23 protein-coding genes and 1 tRNA gene are annotated in these 21360 nt (G+C 65.3%); 10 read left to right on the top strand and 14 right to left on the bottom strand.

Annotated elements, in window-relative coordinates:
- Positions 1 to 83 precede the first annotated feature (83 nt).
- Positions 84 to 1637 carry a hypothetical protein gene (locus tag NYR55_RS11860; RefSeq protein WP_260021694.1) on the top strand — a complete coding sequence of 518 codons (1554 nt, stop codon included), beginning with the start codon at positions 84 to 86 and terminating at the stop codon, positions 1635 to 1637.
- Between the two features lie 30 nt (positions 1638 to 1667).
- Here NYR55_RS11860 and dnaJ read toward each other — a convergent pair whose 3' ends face one another.
- Both dnaJ and dnaK read right to left on the bottom strand, forming a co-directional pair.
- The gene (dnaJ, locus tag NYR55_RS11855; RefSeq protein ID WP_260021692.1) at positions 1668 to 2786 is read right to left on the bottom strand and encodes a molecular chaperone DnaJ; all 1119 of its coding nucleotides are present in this window, start codon (positions 2784 to 2786) and stop codon (positions 1668 to 1670) included.
- A gap of 104 nt (positions 2787 to 2890) precedes the next feature.
- Entirely contained in the window at positions 2891 to 4792 is a 1902-nt protein-coding gene (dnaK, locus tag NYR55_RS11850; RefSeq protein ID WP_260021691.1) for a molecular chaperone DnaK, read from the bottom strand.
- Between the two features lie 158 nt (positions 4793 to 4950).
- Here dnaK and NYR55_RS11845 point away from each other — a divergent pair, with 158 nt between their 5' ends.
- Genes NYR55_RS11845 through NYR55_RS11835 form a run of 3 tightly spaced genes read left to right on the top strand, consistent with a single transcriptional unit; the run spans position 4951 to position 6398 of the window.
- The gene (locus NYR55_RS11845; protein ID WP_260021690.1) at positions 4951 to 5403 is read left to right on the top strand and encodes a copper chaperone PCu(A)C; all 453 of its coding nucleotides are present in this window, start codon (positions 4951 to 4953) and stop codon (positions 5401 to 5403) included.
- 19 nt (positions 5404 to 5422) lie between these two features.
- Positions 5423 to 5941 (top strand): PH domain-containing protein, encoded by a 519-nt coding sequence (locus NYR55_RS11840; RefSeq protein WP_260021689.1) that lies wholly within the window; start codon positions 5423 to 5425, stop codon positions 5939 to 5941.
- A 1-nt stretch (position 5942) separates the two neighbouring features.
- Positions 5943 to 6398 (top strand): vgr related protein, encoded by a 456-nt coding sequence (locus tag NYR55_RS11835; protein WP_260021688.1) that lies wholly within the window; start codon positions 5943 to 5945, stop codon positions 6396 to 6398.
- A 50-nt stretch (positions 6399 to 6448) separates the two neighbouring features.
- On the opposite strand, the gene NYR55_RS11830 is transcribed toward NYR55_RS11835, so the two are convergent.
- From NYR55_RS11830 to NYR55_RS11815, 4 genes are all read right to left on the bottom strand, one after another.
- Positions 6449 to 7729 (bottom strand): hypothetical protein, encoded by a 1281-nt coding sequence (locus tag NYR55_RS11830; RefSeq protein ID WP_260021687.1) that lies wholly within the window; start codon positions 7727 to 7729, stop codon positions 6449 to 6451.
- Between the two features lie 67 nt (positions 7730 to 7796).
- Positions 7797 to 8630, bottom strand: coding sequence for an energy transducer TonB (locus NYR55_RS11825; RefSeq protein WP_260021686.1), 834 nt, complete (start codon positions 8628 to 8630; stop codon positions 7797 to 7799).
- 95 nt (positions 8631 to 8725) lie between these two features.
- Complete coding sequence (locus tag NYR55_RS11820; protein ID WP_260021685.1) at positions 8726 to 9220, bottom strand: PIN domain-containing protein; 495 nt, start codon at positions 9218 to 9220, stop codon at positions 8726 to 8728.
- 6 nt (positions 9221 to 9226) lie between these two features.
- The gene (locus NYR55_RS11815; protein ID WP_260021683.1) at positions 9227 to 9466 is read right to left on the bottom strand and encodes a type II toxin-antitoxin system Phd/YefM family antitoxin; all 240 of its coding nucleotides are present in this window, start codon (positions 9464 to 9466) and stop codon (positions 9227 to 9229) included.
- Positions 9467 to 9681: 215 nt separating this feature from the next.
- Here NYR55_RS11815 and NYR55_RS11810 point away from each other — a divergent pair, with 215 nt between their 5' ends.
- Positions 9682 to 11064 carry a cation:proton antiporter gene (locus tag NYR55_RS11810; RefSeq protein WP_260021680.1) on the top strand — a complete coding sequence of 461 codons (1383 nt, stop codon included), beginning with the start codon at positions 9682 to 9684 and terminating at the stop codon, positions 11062 to 11064.
- Positions 11065 to 11089: 25 nt separating this feature from the next.
- Here the strand turns inward: NYR55_RS11810 and NYR55_RS11805 are convergent, their stop codons facing one another.
- From NYR55_RS11805 to NYR55_RS11795, 3 genes are read right to left on the bottom strand one after another with little or no spacing between them, the layout of a single operon-like run.
- Positions 11090 to 12625: a tryptophan halogenase family protein gene (locus tag NYR55_RS11805; RefSeq protein WP_260021679.1), complete on the bottom strand. Its 1536-nt coding sequence runs from the start codon at positions 12623 to 12625 to the stop codon at positions 11090 to 11092.
- 56 nt (positions 12626 to 12681) lie between these two features.
- A complete protein-coding gene (cobS, locus tag NYR55_RS11800) occupies positions 12682 to 13686 on the bottom strand; it encodes a cobaltochelatase subunit CobS (RefSeq protein WP_260021678.1) in 1005 nt (334 codons plus the stop codon).
- Between the two features lie 48 nt (positions 13687 to 13734).
- Entirely contained in the window at positions 13735 to 14433 is a 699-nt protein-coding gene (locus NYR55_RS11795) for a winged helix-turn-helix transcriptional regulator (RefSeq protein ID WP_260021676.1), read from the bottom strand.
- Positions 14434 to 14587: 154 nt separating this feature from the next.
- Here NYR55_RS11795 and NYR55_RS11790 point away from each other — a divergent pair, with 154 nt between their 5' ends.
- Genes NYR55_RS11790 through NYR55_RS11780 form a run of 3 tightly spaced genes read left to right on the top strand, consistent with a single transcriptional unit; the run spans position 14588 to position 16208 of the window.
- Entirely contained in the window at positions 14588 to 14950 is a 363-nt protein-coding gene (locus NYR55_RS11790) for a DUF1428 domain-containing protein (RefSeq protein ID WP_260021674.1), read from the top strand.
- A 21-nt stretch (positions 14951 to 14971) separates the two neighbouring features.
- Positions 14972 to 15742, top strand: a complete 771-nt coding sequence (locus NYR55_RS11785; protein WP_260021673.1) for a VOC family protein — start codon at positions 14972 to 14974, stop codon at positions 15740 to 15742.
- A gap of 10 nt (positions 15743 to 15752) precedes the next feature.
- Positions 15753 to 16208, top strand: a complete 456-nt coding sequence (locus tag NYR55_RS11780) for an SRPBCC family protein (protein ID WP_260021672.1) — start codon at positions 15753 to 15755, stop codon at positions 16206 to 16208.
- Between the two features lie 166 nt (positions 16209 to 16374).
- On the opposite strand, the gene NYR55_RS11775 is transcribed toward NYR55_RS11780, so the two are convergent.
- Both NYR55_RS11775 and NYR55_RS11770 read right to left on the bottom strand, forming a co-directional pair.
- Positions 16375 to 16998: a hypothetical protein gene (locus tag NYR55_RS11775; RefSeq protein WP_260021670.1), complete on the bottom strand. Its 624-nt coding sequence runs from the start codon at positions 16996 to 16998 to the stop codon at positions 16375 to 16377.
- A gap of 83 nt (positions 16999 to 17081) precedes the next feature.
- Positions 17082 to 17702, bottom strand: a complete 621-nt coding sequence (locus tag NYR55_RS11770) for a J domain-containing protein (RefSeq protein WP_260021668.1) — start codon at positions 17700 to 17702, stop codon at positions 17082 to 17084.
- 35 nt (positions 17703 to 17737) lie between these two features.
- Between NYR55_RS11770 and NYR55_RS11765 the strand changes: the two genes are divergently transcribed.
- Positions 17738 to 18022, top strand: coding sequence for a BolA family protein (locus NYR55_RS11765; RefSeq protein WP_260021666.1), 285 nt, complete (start codon positions 17738 to 17740; stop codon positions 18020 to 18022).
- 106 nt (positions 18023 to 18128) lie between these two features.
- On the opposite strand, the gene tig is transcribed toward NYR55_RS11765, so the two are convergent.
- Entirely contained in the window at positions 18129 to 19739 is a 1611-nt protein-coding gene (gene tig / locus NYR55_RS11760; protein WP_260022360.1) for a trigger factor, read from the bottom strand.
- Positions 19740 to 19800: 61 nt separating this feature from the next.
- Positions 19801 to 19885, bottom strand: a tRNA-Leu gene (locus NYR55_RS11755).
- Positions 19886 to 20025: 140 nt separating this feature from the next.
- On the opposite strand from NYR55_RS11755, the gene NYR55_RS11750 reads away from it, so the two are divergent.
- Positions 20026 to 20241 (top strand): hypothetical protein, encoded by a 216-nt coding sequence (locus NYR55_RS11750; RefSeq protein ID WP_260021664.1) that lies wholly within the window; start codon positions 20026 to 20028, stop codon positions 20239 to 20241.
- A gap of 24 nt (positions 20242 to 20265) precedes the next feature.
- Here the strand turns inward: NYR55_RS11750 and NYR55_RS11745 are convergent, their stop codons facing one another.
- Positions 20266 to 21159, bottom strand: a complete 894-nt coding sequence (locus NYR55_RS11745) for a hypothetical protein (protein WP_260021663.1) — start codon at positions 21157 to 21159, stop codon at positions 20266 to 20268.
- Positions 21160 to 21360 lie beyond the last annotated feature (201 nt).

Below are 21360 nucleotides of genomic sequence, written 5' to 3'. Positions count from 1 at the left end.
AACAGCCTTGTGACCGCTGACGTTTGCCAACCGGGCTGTCCGTGATAGCCTTTCGCCGGGACTCTGTATCGAAAGGCTGATCCATGGCGCGATCCATCAGCTTTATTGCGTTTGCGGCAGCGGGCGGGCTTTTTGCGGCAGAAGCCGCTGCCCAGGAAGCGCCGCGCCGAGAGGTTCTGCCCGACATCACCATCCTTGGTCAGCGCCCAATCCCGGCCGAAGCGCCGCGCTCGACCGCATGCGAAGTGCTGGCACGCGACGGATTTGCGAACGCCGTTGTCACCGCCGCTGGCGGCGACCTGTTCCCCTATGCGCCCGTGCGCCTGCCGCGCAGTCCCGATTACAGTGCCCCGCCCAGCGTACCCGAAGGATCCGCACTGCCGGAATTGGGCAAGCGGCGGTTCGGCGTCGGGGGGACGGCTGTCGACGGCGTTTCATCGCGGGCGAATAACGACAGCGAGACGGTGGCCGGGACAGCGCCGATGGAGGACCGGATTGCGGCGTGCCGGGCGGCACTGCAGCGGGGCGGCGCTCGGCTGGTCAATCAGGAGGACATTGATTTTCCGGACGCTTTCAGCCCCGCAAGCAGGGCATCGGGCCGGGACACGGGCTTTGCCCTGGCCCGCAGCCAGCAGGCCAATCGCGACCGGTCGCTGCCCATGGGTCTCGCGCTGTTCGATCAGGGCCGATATCGCGAGGCACTGGACTATTTCCGGCAGGCGGAACGCAAGCTTCAGCCGCGTGACGGCGGCGAAGAGGCGACGCTGTATATCGGCAAGATCCTGTTGCAGGGCCTTGGCCCGCAATCCGACCCGCAAGAGGGCGTGCGCTGGCTGAAAAAGGCCGCAACGCTGCCGTTCAGCCCGGTTTCCGACACCCCGCAATTCGACCCCCGCTATCCCGAAATGACCACGGCAATGGGCGAGGCGTCCATCATGCTGGCCAATATCTACCGCATCGGATTTCGGGGCATCCCAAGGGACCTGGCCGAATCGCGGCGCTGGCTGGAACGGGCTTGGGATGTCGGTCATATCGGCGCGGGAAAGGCGCTGGGCGATGTGTATCTGAACGGCACCGGCGTAGCCCCGGATGCCGCACGCGCTGCGCAATATTATGAAAAGGCCGCGAAATTCGATCATCCCGACGCGCAGGTCGCGTTGGCGCAGCTGTTGCTGTCCGGTGCGGAAGGGGTTCCGGCAAACCCGGCAAAGGCGGTCAACTGGCTAAAGCTCGCCGCGCGCAACGACAATGCCGACGCCCTGTTCGCGCTGGGCCGCGCCCATGAGTTCGGCACGGCCATGCCCGCCGATATTCAGCGTGCCGCCCTGTTCTACAAGGAAGCGGCGCTTGGCGGGAATGCACAGGCACAGAATGCGCTGGGCACGATGTTTTACGAAGGCACCGTTCTGCCAAAGGACCTGAAGGCCGCACGCCAATGGTTCGATGCTGCGGCCCAGCGCGGCGATGCGGACGCCATGTTCAACCTCGCCGCCATGCTCGCCCGAGGCCAGGGCGGCCCGAGCGATATGGACGGCGCACGAAAGTGGCTGAAGGCCGCACAGGTCGCCGGCCATGACAATGCCGGTGCTGCGCTGGCCGAGCTGGACCGAAGGGCTGCCGCCAGACCGCAGGGCTGACCGCGCGAGCGGGCAGCACGGGTCGGCGGATTACCCGCCGACCGCGCGCTTCAGCTTTTCGAAAAATCCGCTTGCCTCCGGGGACTCCTCCCCGGTTTCCGTCGCACGGAATTCCTCCAGCAATTCCCGCTGCCGCGCCGACAGCTTGGTCGGCGTTTCGACCTGAAGATGCACGACCAGGTCGCCGCGACCGCGCCCCTGCAGCACCGGCATCCCGGCACCGCGCTGGCGCACCTCGCGCCCCGACTGGGTTCCCGCCGGTACGCGGACGATGATGCTGTCCCCGTCCAGTCCGGGCAGCTCGATCTCGCCGCCCAGCGCCGCTGTCGTGAAACTGATTGGCGCGCGTGCGTGCAACGTCGTGCCCTCGCGGGCAAAGATCGCGTGCCGCTTGATGTGCAGAAAGATGTACAGGTCGCCGGGCGGCCCGCCACGGGCGCCCGCCTCGCCCTCACCCGACAGGCGGATTCGCGTGCCTTCGTCAACGCCGGGCGGGATATTGACCTGCAACGTCTTGGTCTGATCCACCCGACCCTCGCCGCGACAGGCGGGGCACGGATCGCTGATCACCTGACCCTGACCATGGCAGGACGGACAGGTCCGCTCGACGACGAAAAAGCCCTGCTGCGCCCGCACCTTGCCCGCGCCGCCGCAGGTGCCGCAGGTCTTGACCGCAGTTCCCGGCTTCGCGCCGGAACCCGAACAACTCTCACAGGTGCCGGTGACGTCGACGGTGATCTGCGTGGCATGGCCATGGAACGCCTCTTCCAGGCTGATTTCCATGTCATAGCGCAGATCGGCGCCCCGGCGCGGGCCATTGCGGGCACCGCCACCGCGGCCGCCTCCCATGAACTCGCCGAACACGCTCTCGAAAATATCGCTGAACCCGCTGAAATCCTGCGGCCCGCCACCGCCGCCCTGCTGGAACGCGGCATGACCATATCGGTCATAGGCGGCCCGCTTCTGCGGGTCCTTCAAGACTTCGTAGGCTTCCGAAACCGCCTTGAACTTGGCCTCGGAATCCTTGCACCCCCCGGTCTTGTCGGGGTGATATTTCATGGCGAGCTTGCGATAGGCGGCCTTGATCGTCTTGTCGTCGGCACCGCGCTCGCATTCGAGCAGCTCGTAATAATCGATCTGGGTGGTCATGGACGAAACTCCATCCAGCGCCCCCCGGCTCCGCCCGGTCCGAATATGGGGATATTGCTAACCCCGTTCGGTCGGAGCGAAGCCGAGAATCGCTGCACCGGCCGTCAGGCCTTGTTGTCGTCCACTTCGGAGAATTCGGCGTCCACCACGTCCTCCTTCGGACCGGACGCATCGTCCGCCGACGGAGAGGCTTCGGCTGCCGCCTGCTTCTCGTAAATCGCCTGGCCCAGCTTCATGGCGACCTGCGCCAGCGCCTGCGCCTTTTGCGTCATCGCTTCGGCATCGCCGCTGTCCACGGCCGCCTTGGTTTCGGCAATGGCACCCTCGATCTCTGCCTTCAGCGAGGCATCGATCTTGTCGCCATTGTCGGCCAGCTGACGCTCCGTCGTGTGGATCAGGCTTTCGGCGTTGTTCTTTGCCTCGGCCGATGCGCGCCGCTTCTTGTCGTCTTCGGCGAACTGTTCGGCATCGCGCACCATCTGTTCGATGTCGCTGTCCGACAGACCGCCGGATGCCTGGATGCGGATCTGCTGTTCCTTGCCGGTGCCCTTGTCCTTGGCGCTGACGTTGACGAGGCCGTTGGCGTCGATGTCGAACGTCACCTCGATCTGCGGCACGCCGCGCGGGGCCGGCGGGATTCCGATCAGGTCGAACTGACCGAGCAGCTTGTTGTCCGCCGCCATTTCGCGCTCGCCCTGGAAGACGCGGATGGTCACCGCCTGCTGATTGTCGTCGGCAGTCGAATAGACCTGGCTCTTCTTGGTCGGGATCGTGGTGTTGCGGTCGATCATGCGGGTGAACACGCCGCCCAGCGTTTCGATGCCCAGCGACAGCGGGGTCACGTCGAGCAGCAGCACGTCCTTGACATCGCCCTGCAGCACGCCGGCCTGAATGGCCGCACCGATCGCAACGACCTCGTCCGGGTTGACGCCGACATGCGGCTCCTTGCCGAAAAAGTCCTTCACGACCTGACGCACCTTGGGCATCCGGGTCATGCCGCCGACCATGACGACCTCGTCAATGCCGTCATTCTTGACGCCGGCATCCTGCATCGCCTTGCGGCACGGCTCCAGCGTGCGCTGAATGAGGTCGTCGACCAGCCGCTCCAGATCGGCACGGCTGATGCTCTTGACGAGGTGCTTCGGCCCGTTCTGATCGGCGGTGATGAAGGGCAGGTTCACCTCGGTCGTCGCTGCGCTCGACAGCTCGATCTTGGCCTTTTCCGCCGCTTCCTTCAGCCGCTGCAGCGCCAGCTTGTCCTTGGTCAGGTCGATGCCTTCGGCCTTCTGGAAATCGCCGGCCAGGAACTGGACGAGCTTGCTGTCGAAATCCTCGCCGCCCAGGAAGGTGTCGCCGTTGGTCGCCTTCACCTCGAACACGCCGTCGCCGACTTCCAGGATCGAGATGTCGAACGTGCCGCCGCCCAGGTCATAGACCGCGATCGTCTTGTTCTCGTTCTTGTCCAGGCCATAGGCGAGCGCGGCTGCCGTCGGCTCGTTGATGATGCGCAGCACTTCAAGGCCGGCGATCTTACCGGCATCCTTGGTCGCCTGACGCTGGGCGTCGTTGAAATAGGCCGGAACGGTGATGACCGCCTGAGTGACGGTCTCACCCAGATAGCTCTCGGCCGTTTCCTTCATCTTCTGCAGGATGAAGGCGCTGATCTGGCTCGGCGAATAATCCTCGCCGCCCGCCTTGACCCACGCATCGCCATTCGGCCCGCGCGCGATCGAATAGGGGACCAGTTCGGTGTCCTTCTTGGTAATGGGATCGTCGAACCGCCGACCGATCAACCGCTTCACCGCGAACACGGTGTTGTCGGGATTGGTCACGGCCTGGCGCTTGGCCGGCTGACCGATCAGCCGCTCGCCATCCTTTGCGAACGCAACGATCGACGGCGTGGTGCGCGCACCCTCCGCGTTTTCAATCACCTTGGGCTTGCCGCCCTCCATCACCGCGACGCACGAGTTGGTCGTGCCGAGGTCGATACCGATTACTTTACCCATAGCTCCTCGTAAGCCCCCGAAAGTTCAAACAGTTGATGATCGATCCTGTCCATCCCTGACCGGACCGCTCGGTTCACTGAAGGCGATATAGGCGGGGTTTGGCTTGCCGCAAGATTTGCCGAACGTTACCGGTGAATCCCGAACTGGGAGTATCGTTCATGGTCCGTCATATCCTTGCCCCGCTGGCATCCGCCCTCGCCCTTGCACTGTCCGCATGCGGCGCACCGCCGGCGCCCGAGGCAAGCGACGCCTGGGTCCGCCTGCCCGCGGTCGAGGGACGACCCGCCGCCGCCTATTTCCGCTTTACCGCCGGGCAAGAGGCAAAGACGCTGGTGGGCATCAGCACCCCGATCGCCGGGCGCACCGAACTGCATGAAAGCATCAAGTCGGAAAGCGGCGCGATGAGCATGGCACCGGTGGCGGACGTGCCGGTCCCGGCGGGCGACACGCTGTCGTTCGAACCGGGCGGCAAGCACGCCATGCTGTTCGACATCAAGCCGGAGGCAAAGCCGGGTGCATCGGCACCGCTGACCCTGAAATTCGAAGATGGCAGCACTGTCGAGGTTCAGGCAAAACTGGTCGGTGCGGGCGATCCGGCACCGGCAAATTGACCGAAAACGGGGGGCAAGCATGGCCGATACGATTGACCGGTTCCGATCATCGACGCGTGGCTGGCTGCTGGGCACGCTGGCGGGATGGGGCACGCTGGCCCTGACCCTGGGCGGTCTGCTGGTCAGTTTCTATTTCCAGGCGCAGGGCATGATGACCGGCGCCGCGTGGCTCGGCCCCGTGGCACTGGTGACCGGACTGGTCCTGATCGCCCTGCGCTGGCTGGCCAATATCGGCACGGGTTATGAAGTGACCGCCGACCGGCTGGTGCTGCGTCAGGGGATCATTGCCAAGTCGATCGACGAAATCGAACTCTATCGCATCAAGAATGTGCGGATCGATTTCACCATCCTCAACCAGATGGTCGATATCGGCACGCTGACCATCGGATCGTCGGACGAAACGACGGCCACCGGCCCGCTGGTGATGCGCGACATCCCACGCGCCCGCGCTCGGCGAGAGGCGCTGCGCGAGCGCGTCAATGCCGCGCGCCAGGCACGCGGCGTGCGCGAAATCGACCTGGCGGAGGACAGGGTCTGACATGGGCGGACCCGCCCGGCCGCTGACGGATCAGGAAATCGCGCTCGCCCGCACGGTTTTTGGCGATGCGCTGGATTACGGCGCGGCCCGGGTCGCCAACCGCAAATGGGCGTTCTTTCAGCCACGCCGCGTCACCATGGCGCCGCTGGGCACCATCCATTTCCATCCCGGCGGCGGGCTTTACTGCGACGATTTCGGCTGTGCGGCCCCGCATCTGCAGGGCTTGTTCGTCCACGAACTGGTGCATGTGTGGCAGCATCAGCAGGGCATGTTCCTGCCGCTCCGCCGCCATCCGTTCTGCCGGTACAGCTATACCCTGAAACCCGGTTGGACGCTGGACCGGTACGGCATCGAACAACAGGCGGAGATCGTCCGCCATATCTTTCTGTTGAAACAGGGGATCGCCGTCCCCGGCGCCCCGCCGCTGGAACAATATCGCGGCATCCTGCCCTTTTGACGGGGCATCCGCAGGGATGCCCCGACATGGTGTCGCCACATCGGCCCCGTTCAGTCCGCCCGCAATTCCGGCGACAGGGTGGGCGCTTCCATGATCCTGGGCGGTGGCGGCGGTGGCGGCGGCGGCGGGGGAGCCGCGCGCGGCGGCGGGGGTGGTGGTGGCGGCGCGCTCTGCGTGGGAGCGGCGGGTCGGACCATCGGTGTCGTTGGCCGCCCGGTCGCGCGCCCGGCCGCGCGATCTGGCGAATAGAGCGGCCGGGTCGGCTGCGCCCGGCCTGTGGCGGCGGCGGGCGGCGGCGCAGACCACTGCTGGCGCTGAGGCTGTCCGGCAACCGGGGCGGGGCGGCGGCCCGGCATTTCCTGGCGCGGTTGCCGCTGAATGGCCTCTGCCGCGCCCGGCTGGGTCACCGGCCGGGCCGGCCGGATGATCGGCGCGCGTTCCGGCCGGTCGGGGCGTAGCGCATCCTCCCGCCGCACTGGACGACGCACCGGGTCGGGATTGGCATAAAGCGGCGGGGGCGGTCCGGCACCGGCGCCATCACCGGGCCGGGGCGGCCGACCGTCGGGACGCGGTCGGCCAGGTCGGGCCAGGATTGGCGGTGGATCCCCCATGAACTGACGCCCGCGCCATTCGCGGAACGCCTCGGCACGGGCGCGGCGTTCCTCACGTTCGAACCGCCAGCGTTCGCGGTCGGCGCGGCTGCGGGGCGAATTGCGATAGCTGCCCCACAGCGGATCGGCGGCGTAGCCAAAGTCCCAGGTGGCAAAGCTGTTCCACAGGATCGGCGCGCTGCCGGCCCACAGCTCCGGCTGCACCCGGCCACGCCGCCCCTGTCCGTCCGCCGCCTCGCGCAGCATCGCGCCGCGCCGCAACAGACCGATGGCATCCGCCCGTTCCACCGGTGAAGGGATGGCATCCGACACGCGGCCATCCCGGCCGTACACCACCGCCAGCCGGTCACCGGTAAACCCATAGCTGGTATCCACATCGCGGACCAGAAACGGCAGGGTCGCGCCCGGTTCGAAATAATAGCCGCGCACGCCATCGCGTCCCACCGGCTCGGTAATCACCCAATAGCCGTCTGCGGTGACCCACACCCACTGGTCGTCGCCATCGCCGCTGGCCAGCGTGAAATCCGGCGGCGCCTGACCGATCGCATCCCACAGCGCATCCGCCCGGTCGATCCAGGCATAGTCCGCCGCATCCTGCCCGAACTCGCCGACAGCCGGGGGCGGGGCATAGCCCTGCGGCTCCATGTCCGGAAAGGTGCACCCGGTCAGCAGCATTGCCGCCGGTGCGATCCAAACGCCCATCGCCAACCGTGCCATCATCCCACCTCTCCTCTCCGTTCGACGATGGATTGGAACAACTGAACGAGCGATGAGCAGCTTTCGGATTTCAGGGGATCGCCCAGACGACCTGGCGCGTGCCATAACTTGCCACCGGATTGCCGGCGGCATCCAGCGCCGGCCGGTTGAACCGCGCCCGCTTCATAAGCGCATCGCAGGCGGCCTTGTCCAGGTCTTCGCGCCCGGATGTCTTGATCGTCCGGCACGAGGCAATTTTGCCCTGTTTATCGACTTCCCAAAGGATCGAGACTGTTCCGCCCACGCCGGCCTGCAGGGCGGACTTCGGATAATCCTCGAACCGGATCCAGTCACCGACAGTCTTGGCCGGCTCTGCAGGTGTTTTGACATTCATTGACTGGGCCGCGTCAATGCCCAGCGTCTTTGCAAAATCGGCCTCGCAAGCCTCCAGCGCCTTCAGTGCCTGTTTGGCAGCCGAAATAGGGAGCGTGACAGGCTCCTGACCCGCCACGGCAATCGTCACCTCCTGTGCCGCCGCAATCGGCGTCAGCAAGGTTCGCGGCACACTGCCCAGGATCAGGGTCTGTTTGAGCTTTGGCGCAGGCCATAACGTGACCTCTCCCTGCCAGAGCTGGTCCTGGCCCGGAACACTGATCGTGGCCAGCTGACGTTCCCTTTTCCGGCTGGTCATGCCTTCAGTGACAATCTGCAGCCCGACCATGTCCACACCCGGCAGGGTGGACCGGATACCAAACACGAACTCGCCCGATTTCGTCGCATAAGCGCGCGACAACACGCACATGTCCGCCTCATAGGCCATTTGCCATCCGGGCGAATTGGGGATGGCCTGCTGCGCGCCTGCATCATCGGTCGCCACCGCAGCTACAACCAACCAGGACATTGCGGCGATGACGGCTCTGATCATGTGCGCTCCTGCCCCCCAAGGATGGCAAGGCTAACCGCAGACCGGTTTGATGTCGACCGGCGAGGACCAACCGAACGGGGGCGTTGCACCGCCAGTCATCCCCGCACGAACAGGGTTTTCAGCCAGCGGGAGCCGCTGCGCGCGGCCTGTTGCCAATCGCCCTCGTCCCCATCGCCCGCCATGTCCTGACGCGCGGGATCGAGGAGTTTCAGGCGCGCGCCCCGAAATGCGGCCGTCCGCCCGGTCACCAGCGTCAACCCGTGTTCCAGCGCGGTTGCCGCAATCAGGGCGTCGGCATCATCGCTCAGCGCCAGCCGCGCCCGGCGGCGGGCCACGGCCGGATCGACAGGCAGGATGCGGCCATCGAACGCCGTGCTGACCGGACCGTCCAGCCATTCGCGCCACGCCCCGCCCTCTGCCGCCGAGCGATCGCCCGCAATTGCGGCCGCACGATACAGCGTCATCAGCGTCACCGCAGAGACGAACATGCGGTGCCGCGGCGTCCGGCCGGCCCAGGCGGATACTGCGGACGAGCCGCCCCGCCGGGATTCGCGCAGGGCGAGCAGGATCGGCGCATCGATCAGGAACATGACCGGTCAGCCCGCCGGGTGCATCGCTGCGGCCAGATGGGCGGCATCCAGCGCCGCCGCGCCCGGCTCTGCCGCCAGCAGATCGGTGACGATGTCCTCCTCCCCCGCCATGCGGCGATAGGCGGCGATGGACAGCAGGACATGGGTCGGCCGGCCGCGATCCGTCACGAACACCGGTTCGGCCAGGGCGAGTCGCTTGGCGGCGGTCACGTCCTGATTGAACGCGCGTGCGGTGATCAGTTTCATCGATCCGGCACTCCCGATGATAGCGATAAATTGAACCTACATTACTACAATGTGGCGGCCCGGCAACACAGCGTCGTGCATCGCCCGAAATCGTTCGCCCGCCGACCGGTGCCGCGAACTTTCAGGCTTGCAGGGCAACCCTTGGCATGGCCCAAGCATCGGCGCACCGGTCCGGCAAGGGTCGGGCGGATCGAAGATAGGGCTTGGGAGGGAACATGATCGCGGACTGGTTCGCGGATTTGTGGCGGGTCGCGGGGGATGTGCTGAACGCGCACGGTCCTGCGGTCGATGCGGCCAAGAGCTTTGCCCCTTCCGACTATTCAATCCACTTCTTCCTGCAGATCGCGGTGATCCTCGCCACCTGCCGCATCGTCGGCTGGCTGGCCCGGCGGCTGTTCGGCCAGCCACAGGTGGTGGGCGAAATGATCGCGGGCGTCATCCTGGGCCCGTCGCTGTTCGGCCTTGTGTTCCCCGAAATTCAGGGCGCGCTGTTTCCAAAGGAGACGCGCAACGTCCTGTATGTCGGCGCGCAGTTCGGGGTCGGCCTGTACATGTTTCTAGTCGGCACGACGCTGCGGCTCGACCATTTCCAGTCCAAGGCGAAAAGCGCCGCCGGGGTCTCGGCGGCAGGGATCGGGGCACCGTTCCTGTTCGCGTTCCTGATCACGCCGTTCCTGTTGACCGTGCCGGGCCTGTTCGCCGATGGGATCAGCCGGCTGAACGCCACGCTGTTCATGGGCGCGTGCATTGCGCTGACCGCCTTCCCCATGCTGGCGCGGATCATCAACGAACGCGGGCTGGCCAACAGTTCGCTCGGCACCCTGTCGCTGACCGCGGGCGCGTTCGACGATGCTGCATCCTGGTGCATCCTGGCGATCGTGCTGGCGACCTTTGGCGGCGGGCCGGGCGTTGCCCTGCTGGCCATCATTGGCGGCGTCAGCTTTGCCGCGTTCATGCTGCTGTTCGGGCGCCGGCTGCTTGCCCCGCTGGGCACCGTTGTCGAACGGCAGGGTCAGATGAGCCACGGCATCCTGTCCGTCACGCTGATGCTCTATGCCCTGTCCGCCTTCGTCATGGACGCGGTCGGCATCCATGCCGTGTTCGGCGGATTCCTGCTGGGGGCCTGCATGCCACGTGGCCGGTTCGTCGAGGAGTTGAAGCGCAAGGTCGAACCCATGACCGTCGTGTTTTTGCTGCCGATGTTCTTCACCTATTCGGGGCTGAACACGCGGCTGGACATGGTGAACAACGCCACCCTGCTGCTGATCGCGCTGGGCATCCTGGCCGTTTCCATCGCGGCAAAATTCGGCGCGTGCTGGCTGGCCGCGCGACTGGCGGGCGAGGACAACCGCACCGCCATGGGGATCGGCGCATTGATGAACGCGCGCGGCCTGATGGAGCTGATCATCATCAATATCGGCCTGCAAAAGGGGATTATCGGCCCCACCCTGTTCGCCATGATGGTCCTGATGGCGATCGTCACGACCGTGATGGCAGGGCCGCTGTTCGAACTGGTCTATGGCCGCCAGGCCCGCGCCAGCGGGGAACTGGGCAGCCTTGCCGATGGCGATGATCGTGCCGCGATGCCCGCATCCTGAACCGGATGCGCCGTCGGGCCAGCCGTCAGGCGGCGTGAAAACTGTCGATCAATTCGCGATGGCCCGGCAGTTCGCGGGCGGCACGGGCGCCATAGCGCGCGATCCGCTCAAACTGCCGCCGTGCGCCCTCCTGATCCGCATAGTCCCCGCTCTGCGGCGACAGATCCGTCGCAAAGCCCATGCCGTACAGAATGTACTGATAGTTGAACCAGGCAAAGCTATCGAGGTCGAGGATGAAGTCGAACCGGCCGGGCGGCCGGTAACGCCATTCGTCCAGCAATTCGCGCAGCCGTTCGGGCACCGATGACGGATCGACATTGTCACGCCAGAACGGCTCGTTCCGGCGGCTCAGGCAATAATGCAGCTTCAGGAATGCGACCGTATTGTCGTACCGCGCCTGCATCCGTTCGTTGAACCGGCGGGCGGGGCCGGCAACCGAGCCGTTGAGGGGCAGCAGCTCCGCAATCATCGCGGCGGCGGTTTCGATCATCACCATACCAGTCGATTCCAGCGGTTCCAGGAACCCGCCGGCCAGGCCCACGGCAACGCAGTTTTTCACCCAGGGCGTGGTCCGATACCCGGCATCAAAGCCGATGCTGCGCACCTCCACATCACGGCTGCGCCCGCCAGTATAGGTCGCCAGCACGGCCGCCGCCGCATCCTCGTCCAGATGGTCGCCGGAATAGACGCAGCCAAGCCCGCGCGCACCGGCAAGGCCGATATTCCAAATCCAGCCGCCTGCATGGGCAGCGGCGATGGTATAGCTGTCCAGCGGCTCGCCCGGGTGCCCGTGCGGCAGTTTGCACGCCAGCGCGCGGTTGACGAACAGGGTGTCGCGAACGCTGCGGAACGGGGCGTCCATCGCCCGGCCGATCAGCTCGGCCCGAAATCCGGTACAATCGACATAGAGGTCCGCAGACAGCCGCCCGTTGACTGTACAGACCACATGGTCGATCGCACCGCTTTCGCTGTCCTGCACCACCTGTGCCAGTGCACCGCTCAAGTGACGGACGCCCAGTTCGCGCGCACGGTCGGCCAGCACCTCGGCCAGGCGATGGGCGTCGAAATGATAGGCGTAGCTGAGCGGCCCTTCGAAATCCCCCTCGCCCGCCTGTTTGGGCGCACGCTGGGCGGCGGCCACGCGGTTCTGGATCGTCATGGCCTCTGCAAAGGGCGCGCGCGTGCCCGCGTCCTCCAGCAGCCAGTATTCGACCAGGCTCTGATTGCCCTCCGCATCGAACGGCGCTTCGAACGGATGGAGATAGCTGTGCTGGCGCCCGCCCGCCGGGGCGTGCAGCCAGTTGTCGAACCGGATCCCCTGTTTGAACGTCGCGCTGGACCGGCGGACGAACGCGGCCTCGTCCACGCCCAGAAAGCGCAGCGTGTTGCGGATGGTGGGAAAGCTGCCCTCACCCACCCCGATGATGCCGATATCGGGCGATTCCAGCACGGTGATGGCAACGCGCGGATTGCGCGCCAGATCGAAATGCCGGGCCAGATAGGCGGCGGTCAGCCAGCCCGCCGCGCCGCCGCCGACGATCAGGATCGAACGCTGCACCATGCCATCAGGCATAGGGTGTCATGCGGTGGTCGCCAAGCGGTTCGCTCGGCCGCACGTCAGTTCTTGCCGACCACGCTTTCGGGCAGGTCCTTGCCGAACACGCGCTGATAATATTCCGCCACCAGCGGGCGTTCCGCCTCGTCGCATTTGTTCAGGAAGCTGAGGCGGAAGGCGAAACCGACATCGCCAAAGATCAGGGCATTCTGTGCCCAGGTAATAACCGTGCGCGGGCTCATCACGGTGGAAATGTCCCCGTTCACGAATCCGCGGCGGGTCAGGTCGGCCACGCGGACCATGTTCTCGACCACTTCCTTGCCGCCGGGCTTGTCATATTCGCCCGATTTGGCGAGCACGATCTGCGCCTCTGTTGCGGCGGGCAGGTAGTTCAGGGTGACGACGATGTTCCACCGGTCCATCTGGCCCTGATTGATCTGCTGCGTGCCGTGATAGAGGCCGCTGGTATCGCCAAGGCCGACGGTATTCGCGGTGGCGAACAGGCGGAACCAGGGGTTCGGGCGAATCACCCGGTTCTGGTCGAGCAGGGTCAGCTTGCCCTCCGTCTCCAGCACGCGCTGAATGACGAACATCACGTCGGGGCGCCCCGCATCATATTCGTCAAAGACGAGCGCGGTCGGGGTCTGCAGCGCCCAGGGGAGCAGCCCTTCACGAAACTCGGTAATCTGCTGCCCGTCCTTCAGCACGATGGCGTCGCGCCCGATCAGGTCGATGCGGCTGATATGCGCGTCCAGGTTGATGCGGATGCACGGCCAGTTCAGGCGGGCGGCTACCTGTTCGATGTGGCTCGATTTGCCGGTGCCGTGATAGCCCTGAACCATCACGCGGCGATTGTGGGCAAAACCGGCCAGCACCGCCAGCGTGGTGTCGGGATCGAACACATAGGCGGGATCGAGATCGGGCACCCGCTCGTCCGCTTCGCTGAACGCGGGCACTTCCATGTCGCTGTCGATGCCGAATACATCCCGCGCCTTCACCATCTTGTCGGGGGCGCTCATCAGGATCGTGTCGCGGCTGTCGGGCTGGGTGTTGGGGATGCTGGCCATGATCATTCCGTTGTTGCCCGCTGTCAGTGGGAAGCCGGGCGGCCAAGGTCAAGCGTCGATCTTGGCCGGCAGCGGAAACCAGCCGATAAACCGGGCCAACAAGTCGCGGTCGCCGGTCACGGCTACCATGCCCGCACCCTCCGCCTCCACCACCGGCAGCCCGCCGTAGACGATCGCCGCCAGCGCCATGGCGTCGGGCACCACCAAGATCAGATCGCACCCCTCCGGCTCCGCGCGCTGCGTGGTCAGGCGCTTGCCGTCGACGGCGATCACGAACCCCTCTGCCCCGATGCGGAACCCGATCCTTGCCGCCTCTCCCCGCGCCCGGTCATGGTCATACATGGTCCGGAAACTCATCATGATGGACGCTGCGGACAGGGGCAGCGTCGGATCATGCATCGGGGATCGCACCGCCCACCGGCCCAGTTCCTGGATCAGCGTTTCCGCCTCCAGCCCCCAGGGCGTCAGTTCATAGACCTGCACCGACGCAGGCGGCGGCAGTTTGCGGCGCGCCACGATGCCGACCCGTTCCAGCCCCTCCAGCCGCTGGGTCAGCACATTGGCGCTGATCCCCGGCAAACCGGCGCGCAGTTCGGAAAATCGCCGTCCCCCGAACATCAGTTCCCGGACGATGAGCAGCGACCATCGCTCGCCAATCAGTTCAAGCCCCAATGCGGTGCCACAGCCATCGTCATACCATCGCTTCTGGACCGGAGATGGCAGGTTAGTTTGTTTATCTAACTTCATGGTTGTTTTATCTAACTTATGGGCGCACAGTCATCAAGCAAGCGATTCGATCTGTCATGAAACGGAGGGTTTCGGTCGGTGACGGGGGGGGGGGGGGGGCGCTCCCGACGGAGCGCGGCCCGGGTCGCGGACACGACGGACAAGGAGAGGATGGATGACCTATATCGACGGCTTCGTGCTGCCCGTGCCAGAGGCGCGGCGACAGGATTATCACGACCTGGCCACCCGAATGAGCGGCGTGTTCCGCCGCCACGGCGCACTGCATGTGGTCGAGGCATGGGCAGAGGATGTGCCCAAGGGCGAACACACCGATTTCTGGATGGCCGTGAAAGCGGTGGAGGGCGAGACGGTCGTCTTTTCGTGGATTGTCTGGCCGGACAAGGCAACACGCGATGCCGGCTGGGCCGCCGTGATGGCGGACGAGGAGTCGCAGGGGAATGCCACCACGGACATGCCGTTCGACGGCAAACGGATGTTCTGGGGCGGATTTACGCCGTTCGTCGATGATCGCGGCTGAACCGAAGCACAGGAGGGAAGCATGACCAATCCGCACGGAAGCTGGCTCTGGTACGAGCTGATCACGACCGACGCCGACGGCGCTTCGGCCTTTTACGGCGATCTGATCGGCTGGCAGGCCCGGCCTGCGGGTCAAGAGGGCATGGATTACCGGCTGTTCGCCATGAAGGGAGAGGATGTCGGCGGCTTTATGGCGATGCCCGGCAATCCCATGCCGCCGTGCTGGCTGGGCTATATCAGCGTCGATGATGTCGATGCCACCGCTGCGCTGGTCCGGCAACATGGCGGCGCGGTGCATATGGGACCACAGGATATCCCAGGCGTCGGCCGCTTCGCCTTTTGCGCCGATCCCGACGGTGCGATGTTCTACATCATGCGCGGCAGCGTCGAGGGCGGGGTCAGCAAGGCGTTCGGCGGGCATGACGGCCCGGCCGGGCATTTCGCCTGGAACGAACTGGCCGCCGCCGATCCCGCGCACTCGCTCGCCTTTTACGGCGCGCTGTTCGGCTGGGTCGTGCTCGACACCATGGATATGGGACCGGCCGGCCGGTACGAAATGATCGGCCCTGTCGGCGGCAAGCCGATGGGCGCGATCATGCCGGTTCAGCCGGGCACCCCCCGCCCCGTCTGGAGCCACTACATCCATGTTACGGGCATCGACGTGGCGCAGGAACGGGTAAAGGCCGGCGGCGGCACCGTCCTGTTCGGCCCCAGCGAGATTCCCGGCGGCGATTACATCCTGGTCGGCACCGACCCGCAGGGCGCGGCCTTTTCGATCGTCGGCGCGAAATAGGAGCGACCCCATGTCGAACGAACTCAGCATCGAACGCGTGCTCGACGCGCCCGTGGCCGCTCTATGGCGCGCGTATACCCATCATCTGAACGAATGGTTCTGCCCGCCACCCTGGCGGGCAGAGGTGGTCGAAATGGACCTGCGCCCCGGCGGCCGCTCCGCCATCACCATGTATGGCCCGGATGGCGAGGTAATGCCGAACGACGGCATCTATCTGGAGGTCGTGCCCGAACGCCGCATCGTCTTTACCGACGCGCTGACGACCGACTGGCAGCCACATGGGCCGTTCATGGTCGGGGGATTCGAGTTCGAACCCGATGGCGAACGCACCCGCTATCGCGCCTGGGCCCGCCACTGGACCGAGGAGGCCAAGGCGCAGCACGAGGCGATGGGATTCGAAGCGGGCTGGGGCATAGTTGCCGGACAATGGGAAGCCGTGGCACAGCGGATCGCGGCGGACGGCTGATCCCTCCCCCGCCCCGCCCCCTCGCGGTGCGCCCCTTCCCTCTCCCGCCTGTCGGAGAGGGAAGGAGCGGCGTCAGACGCAGAACGCTAAGGGCACTTCGCTACCGGAACCGAACCCGCCCCGTTCAGCGAGCAACCCCGTCAGACACCTACTGAGTAGAAAGCGGTCACTGAACCGTTCCGCCCGTCCCCAGCAGCAAATGGTCGATGGTTTCCCAATCGCCGATAAAGTCACCTTCTGCTGTCCAGAACTGCCCCATCTCCCGCGCGAAGGTCTCTAGGCAATCAAATATGCCCCGGTAGTGGCGCAGAGGCATTCCCGTCTCTTGGTGTAAAATGGCAATCTGATCGTCAGGCCCGCAGATCATTTCGTCCTGCCGGAGGAACGACACCGAACCTATCCGGAAGTATCCTTTGTTATGCAAGTCTGGGTGCACTGCCCGGAAGATCAGATTGTGCTGTTCGATGCAGATTGGTACCGCTTTCGCAGGATCCCGGCTGAATTCCTTGACCAAGCCACCGACACTAACTTGCCCCTCAAAAAGCCTCGCTCCATTCGTTTCGTGGTAGAACTCGAACAGCCTGGGAGGGATTTGGCGATTCAATAACTCGCTCATGCTGGCAATCTCTGCGCCTGTTAGTCCAGCGTATAGACAATGTAGATAGGCGCAGGTTCCGCGCTGTGCTTGGTAACAAATTTGCCGCAGTTGCCTTTTGTTGTGTGACAGGGAGGCATTAGACCATCGAGCAAGCTGCTCCAAAAGATTGTCTGCTGCGTCATTGTTCGTCATCAGCGACCAGTACGCCCTATCGTCCGATGTCCGCAATGGGGTTGGAAGCAGAGCGGCTGCCTTGGCCCCCTGACCCACCCCTCTCAGGCAAACACCGCCGACCCCTTCAGCGTGTCATACGCCTCGATCACCGCCTGCAGCGCGCGTTCATGGGTACGGTCGCCGCCGTTGCGGTCCGGGTGGAACTTGCGCACCAGTTCCGAATAACGCTGGCGCAGCGCCCGCCGGTCGACGTCGATCGGCAGGTCCAGCACCTTCAGCGCGGCACGCTCGCGGCCCGTCAGGGGGCGGCCGTCGGGGCGCTGCCGTTCTTCCTCCATCCGCCGCTTGAACCGCGCGCCGATGGCGTCCAGCGGATCGGCGAAATCGGCCCAGCGCGGCGGCCGGTCCGCCCCGCCGGTCGCGTTGAAGGCGCGGGTTTCCCGTTCCCATCCTGCGGTCGGGCGCTGCGCCTCGTGAATCTCGTCCGGCGTCATGCCCGTGAAGAAATTATACCGCGTGTTGAATTCCCGGACATGGTCGAGGCACAGCCATTGATACTGACCCGGACCGTCAAAGCCCGATCCGGCGGACCCCAGCGGCGCGCGAAATTCGCCCGGCTCGTTGCATCCGGGATGGGCGCACACCCGGCCGGTCCCCTCCACCCGGCCGTGAAAGCGCGTACGGGGTCGGTCGGCGCGCGGGGAATCGGAACGGCTTGCCACGTGGCTCCTCGAAACAAATCGTCTATATAGGGGGGATGACCGATCCCGCTACCGGCCCTGTTGCCGCCGAAGTCACCGCTCGTCTCACCCGCGCCTTCGCGCCGTCGCTGCTGCAGGTGGTGAACGATAGCCACCACCATGCCGGCCATATGGGCGATGACGGCACGGGCGAATCGCATTTCACGGTGACGATCGAAAGCGCGGCCTTTGCGGGCAAGTCGCGCGTCGAACAGCAACGGATGGTGAACCGCGAACTCGCCGACCTCTTGGCCGGCCGGATCCACGCGCTCGCCATCCGCACGCGGGTTCCCGCCGCCTGAGCATCGACGCCCTGCCCCGCCACTGACGACCCAGACAGAAATGAAAAGGCCGGAGCATCGCCCCGGCCTTTCCGATTTCAAATGTCCGCGGTCAGCGGCCAGTTCGTCAGGCTTCGGTCTTCTTCTTGGCCGGAGCCTTCTTCTTCGGGGCTGCTGCGGGCTGATCGGCGTCGGCGGCGGGCGCTGCCTCGGCCGGTTCCGCCTTCTTCTTGGCCGGTGCCTTCTTCTTCGGCGCCTCTTCCGTCACGGCTTCCGCTTCAGGCTCGGCCTTGGCAGCAGCCTTCTTGGCCGGGGCCTTCTTGGCGGGTGCAGCCTTCTTGGCGGCCGGCTTTTCGTCATGGTCGTGGTCGTGGCCGCAGCCCGGGCCATGGACGTGCGGCACCGCACCGTCTTCGCTTTCGATCGCGGCTTCCAGCTCCTCGCGCGTCACTTCGCGGTCGGTGATCTCGGCCTTGCCGAACAGGAAATCGACGACCTTATCCTCGAACAGCGGTGCGCGCAGCTGGGCGGCGGCCATCGGCTCCTGCCGAATATACTGGACGAACCGCTCGCGGTCCGACGGGTTGTACTGCTGTGCAGCCTGCGCGATCAGGCGGTTCATTTCCTGATCGGAAACGGTCACGCCATTGGCCTGGCCGATTTCGGACAGGAGCAGGCCCAGACGGACGCGGCGCACCGCGATGGCGCGGTAATCGTCCTTTTCCGCTTCCAGTTCGGCCAGCGCGGCATCCTTGTCCGCCTCATGGCCCGCTTCGTGGACCAGCTGCTGCCAGATCTGGTTGAATTCGGCCTCGACCATCGACGGGGGCACGTCGAAATCATGATTGGCGGCCAGCTGATCCAGCAGCTTGCGCTTCATGTACGTGCGGGTCAGGCCGTTCAGCTCCTGCTCGATCTGACCCTTGATCAGGCCGCGCAGCTGCTCAAGGCTTTCCAGGCCCAGCGACTTGGCGAATTCGTCGTCCAGCTTGGTCTCGCCAGCGACGCGCACCGCCGTCACCTTGACGGCGAACTCTGCATCCTTGCCCGACAGGGTGTCGACGCCGTAATCGGCGGGGAACGTCACTTTGACGGTGCGCTCTTCGCCGACCTTCACGCCCTTCAGCTGCTCTTCGAAACCGGGGATCAGGCGACCCGACCCGATTTCGATCGACATGTCCGTTCCAGTGCCGCCGTCAAAGGCGACGCCATCGACGGTGCCGACGAAATCCATGACGACCAGATCGCCCTCGGCGGCCTTGCGCGTCTTGGGCGCATCCTCGAACCGCTTCTGCTGGCTGGCCAGCTGGTTCAGCTGGGCATCGACGGCCGCATCATCGGCCGGAACGGTCAGCCGCTCCAGCGCCAGCCCGTCGATCGACGGCGCGGGCACGTCGGGCAGCACTTCCAGCGCAACCTTCACCGCGGCATCGCCGCCGGGCTTGTATTCGCCGTCCAGCTCGACCGAAGGCGCCATGGCCGGGCGCAGCTTCTTTTCGGCGATCAGGGTCTGAATACCCTCCTGGATCGAATTGTTCAGCGCATCGGCGGCCAGCGCCTCGCCGTGCATCTTGCGCACCAGGTTGGCGGGCACCTTGCCAGGACGGAAGCCGGGCATCCGCACCTGCGGGGCGACCCGCTTCACCTCGGCATCAACGCGCGCGTCGATATCCTTGGCACTGATGGTCAGCGTATAGGCGCGCTTCAGGCCCTCGTTCAACGTCTCGACAGTCTGCATTCCACTGCTTTCCAGTTCATCCATCGGGGTCATTGAGTGCCCTGGCCATCGGGCGACGGACTGGTGCGGGCGAAGGGAGTCGAACCCCCACATCTTTCGATACTGGAACCTAAATCCAGCGCGTCTACCAGTTCCGCCACGCCCGCAAACCGTCATCGGGACACCGCCGGTCGGCGGCGTCTATAGCAGGGAAGGGCCGTTGGGCAAGCCGTTCAATCGGGCGAAGGCAATCGCAGGCGGATAGACTTGCCCGCTGGCGCGTTCAATGGGCAAGAGGAGAAACGCGATGCCCGTCGAGCCCCCCATCCCCGAAACGCCCGCACCGCCCCCGCCAGCACAGCCCACACAGCCGCCGCCCGAACATCCCGGTCAACCTGCACCGGGCGAACCATCGGCCCCGCCGCCCGAAATCGACGTACCCGGCCCCGACATCGACGTGCCATCGCCGATGCCGGGCGGCGACCCCGGCCCGGCCCCGGTTCCGGGCCAGCCCGTCGCCTGACCGGTCGCGCGGCTGTGCAGCGGGTCAGTTGGCGGCGCGAACCGTCACCTGACCCTGTTTCGAAATGCCGAAATCGAACACGCGGGCAACCATGGTCGATCCGCCAAGGGCCGGGCCGGACGACGCACTCATGGAATACAGGAAGCCATACTGGCCCTCGGCCAGGGGTTCCGTCGGCATTACCTTGTAAACACCGGGCGCGATCTGTTCATAGTCAAAGGCAATGCGGTCCTTGTCCATCACGCCTGTCTTAGCACCGGCGATGTTGAAGCTGCCGACCCGCGCCTCGCGGCGGTCCTTCTTCACGGTGAACCGGATCAGGCTGAACTCGTTCGGCGACGTCACGACTGCGGCAGGCCCTGCCAGAAAAGCGGAGCCCATCGCGCCACTCGACAGGCTCTGGTTCGCCTGATCGAAATAGAAATAAAAGGTGGGTCGTCCGATGGCTGCCTGAACGCGGGCGCTGTCGCGCGGCACCACCGCCTTCATGCTCAGCGATGCGATGCCGCCCGTCAATGCATAGCCGAGCAGCCCGCCGGTCTTGGTCTGGTTCGACGTTGTCGGGTCGACCCGCACCATCTTTGGCGTATCCGCCCAATCGGCCAGCAGATAGACGCCAGCCGGATGCGGAACCATGGGGTCGGGCGAATCCGCCGACAATCCAGCCTTGGCCGAAACCGGCGAACTTTCCGAACCGCCGATCATGGCCGCAAGCACGGGGTTGGAAACCCCCTGTTTCTTCAGCGCGATCATGTCGTTCGTGGACAGGTCGAACTTGGTCGGCGATGCCTTGATCTTGGCGATAATCACGTCGTCGCCAAAGCCAGCTTCGGTCATCATCAGGACCGTCTTGTTATCGATGACTTCGCTCTGCGGCGACGCAGCCGTAACGAGTGCTGCCAATACTATGCTGATCATTTATACCCCCCCTAGTTGAGGGGGAGTATCAGTTACCGGCGATGCAAAGGCAAGAACATCCGGTCGCCCGGTCTCAGCGCGACCCTCTGCCGATGGAGGTATAGTTGAGGCCAGCCTTTGCGGCTTCGTTTGGTTTGTAGACGTTGCGCAGGTCAACCAGGACGGGCTGGGCAAGGCTGTTCTTGATGCGGGTGAGGTCGA

The organism is Sphingomonas sp. BGYR3, assembly GCF_025153455.1.
GTDB lineage: Bacteria > Pseudomonadota > Alphaproteobacteria > Sphingomonadales > Sphingomonadaceae > Sphingomonas.
Note: the sequence above shows the minus strand (reverse complement) of the source record. Positions and strands in the feature narration are given on the sequence as shown.

Excerpts from the sequence above, each read along its gene's own strand:
- NYR55_RS11790 (WP_260021674.1), top strand. The coding sequence starts at position 14,588 with ATGACCTATATCGACGGCTTCGTGCTGCCCGTGCCAGAGGCGCGGCGA.
- NYR55_RS11825 (WP_260021686.1), bottom strand. The coding sequence starts at position 8,630 with ATGATCAGAGCCGTCATCGCCGCAATGTCCTGGTTGGTTGTAGCTGCG.
- NYR55_RS11815 (WP_260021683.1), bottom strand. The coding sequence starts at position 9,466 with ATGAAACTGATCACCGCACGCGCGTTCAATCAGGACGTGACCGCCGCC.
- dnaJ (WP_260021692.1), bottom strand. The coding sequence starts at position 2,786 with ATGACCACCCAGATCGATTATTACGAGCTGCTCGAATGCGAGCGCGGT.
- NYR55_RS11745 (WP_260021663.1), bottom strand. The coding sequence starts at position 21,159 with ATGATCAGCATAGTATTGGCAGCACTCGTTACGGCTGCGTCGCCGCAG.
- NYR55_RS11820 (WP_260021685.1), bottom strand. The coding sequence starts at position 9,220 with ATGTTCCTGATCGATGCGCCGATCCTGCTCGCCCTGCGCGAATCCCGG.
- NYR55_RS11785 (WP_260021673.1), top strand. The coding sequence starts at position 14,972 with ATGACCAATCCGCACGGAAGCTGGCTCTGGTACGAGCTGATCACGACC.
- NYR55_RS11765 (WP_260021666.1), top strand. The coding sequence starts at position 17,738 with ATGACCGATCCCGCTACCGGCCCTGTTGCCGCCGAAGTCACCGCTCGT.
- NYR55_RS11775 (WP_260021670.1), bottom strand. The coding sequence starts at position 16,998 with ATGACGAACAATGACGCAGCAGACAATCTTTTGGAGCAGCTTGCTCGA.
- NYR55_RS11860 (WP_260021694.1), top strand. The coding sequence starts at position 84 with ATGGCGCGATCCATCAGCTTTATTGCGTTTGCGGCAGCGGGCGGGCTT.
- NYR55_RS11780 (WP_260021672.1), top strand. The coding sequence starts at position 15,753 with ATGTCGAACGAACTCAGCATCGAACGCGTGCTCGACGCGCCCGTGGCC.
- NYR55_RS11830 (WP_260021687.1), bottom strand. The coding sequence starts at position 7,729 with ATGATGGCACGGTTGGCGATGGGCGTTTGGATCGCACCGGCGGCAATG.
- NYR55_RS11810 (WP_260021680.1), top strand. The coding sequence starts at position 9,682 with ATGATCGCGGACTGGTTCGCGGATTTGTGGCGGGTCGCGGGGGATGTG.
- NYR55_RS11795 (WP_260021676.1), bottom strand. The coding sequence starts at position 14,433 with ATGAAGTTAGATAAACAAACTAACCTGCCATCTCCGGTCCAGAAGCGA.
- cobS (WP_260021678.1), bottom strand. The coding sequence starts at position 13,686 with ATGGCCAGCATCCCCAACACCCAGCCCGACAGCCGCGACACGATCCTG.
- NYR55_RS11845 (WP_260021690.1), top strand. The coding sequence starts at position 4,951 with ATGGTCCGTCATATCCTTGCCCCGCTGGCATCCGCCCTCGCCCTTGCA.
- NYR55_RS11840 (WP_260021689.1), top strand. The coding sequence starts at position 5,423 with ATGGCCGATACGATTGACCGGTTCCGATCATCGACGCGTGGCTGGCTG.
- NYR55_RS11805 (WP_260021679.1), bottom strand. The coding sequence starts at position 12,625 with ATGGTGCAGCGTTCGATCCTGATCGTCGGCGGCGGCGCGGCGGGCTGG.
- NYR55_RS11835 (WP_260021688.1), top strand. The coding sequence starts at position 5,943 with ATGGGCGGACCCGCCCGGCCGCTGACGGATCAGGAAATCGCGCTCGCC.
- NYR55_RS11750 (WP_260021664.1), top strand. The coding sequence starts at position 20,026 with ATGCCCGTCGAGCCCCCCATCCCCGAAACGCCCGCACCGCCCCCGCCA.
- tig (WP_260022360.1), bottom strand. The coding sequence starts at position 19,739 with ATGCAGACTGTCGAGACGTTGAACGAGGGCCTGAAGCGCGCCTATACG.
- dnaK (WP_260021691.1), bottom strand. The coding sequence starts at position 4,792 with ATGGGTAAAGTAATCGGTATCGACCTCGGCACGACCAACTCGTGCGTC.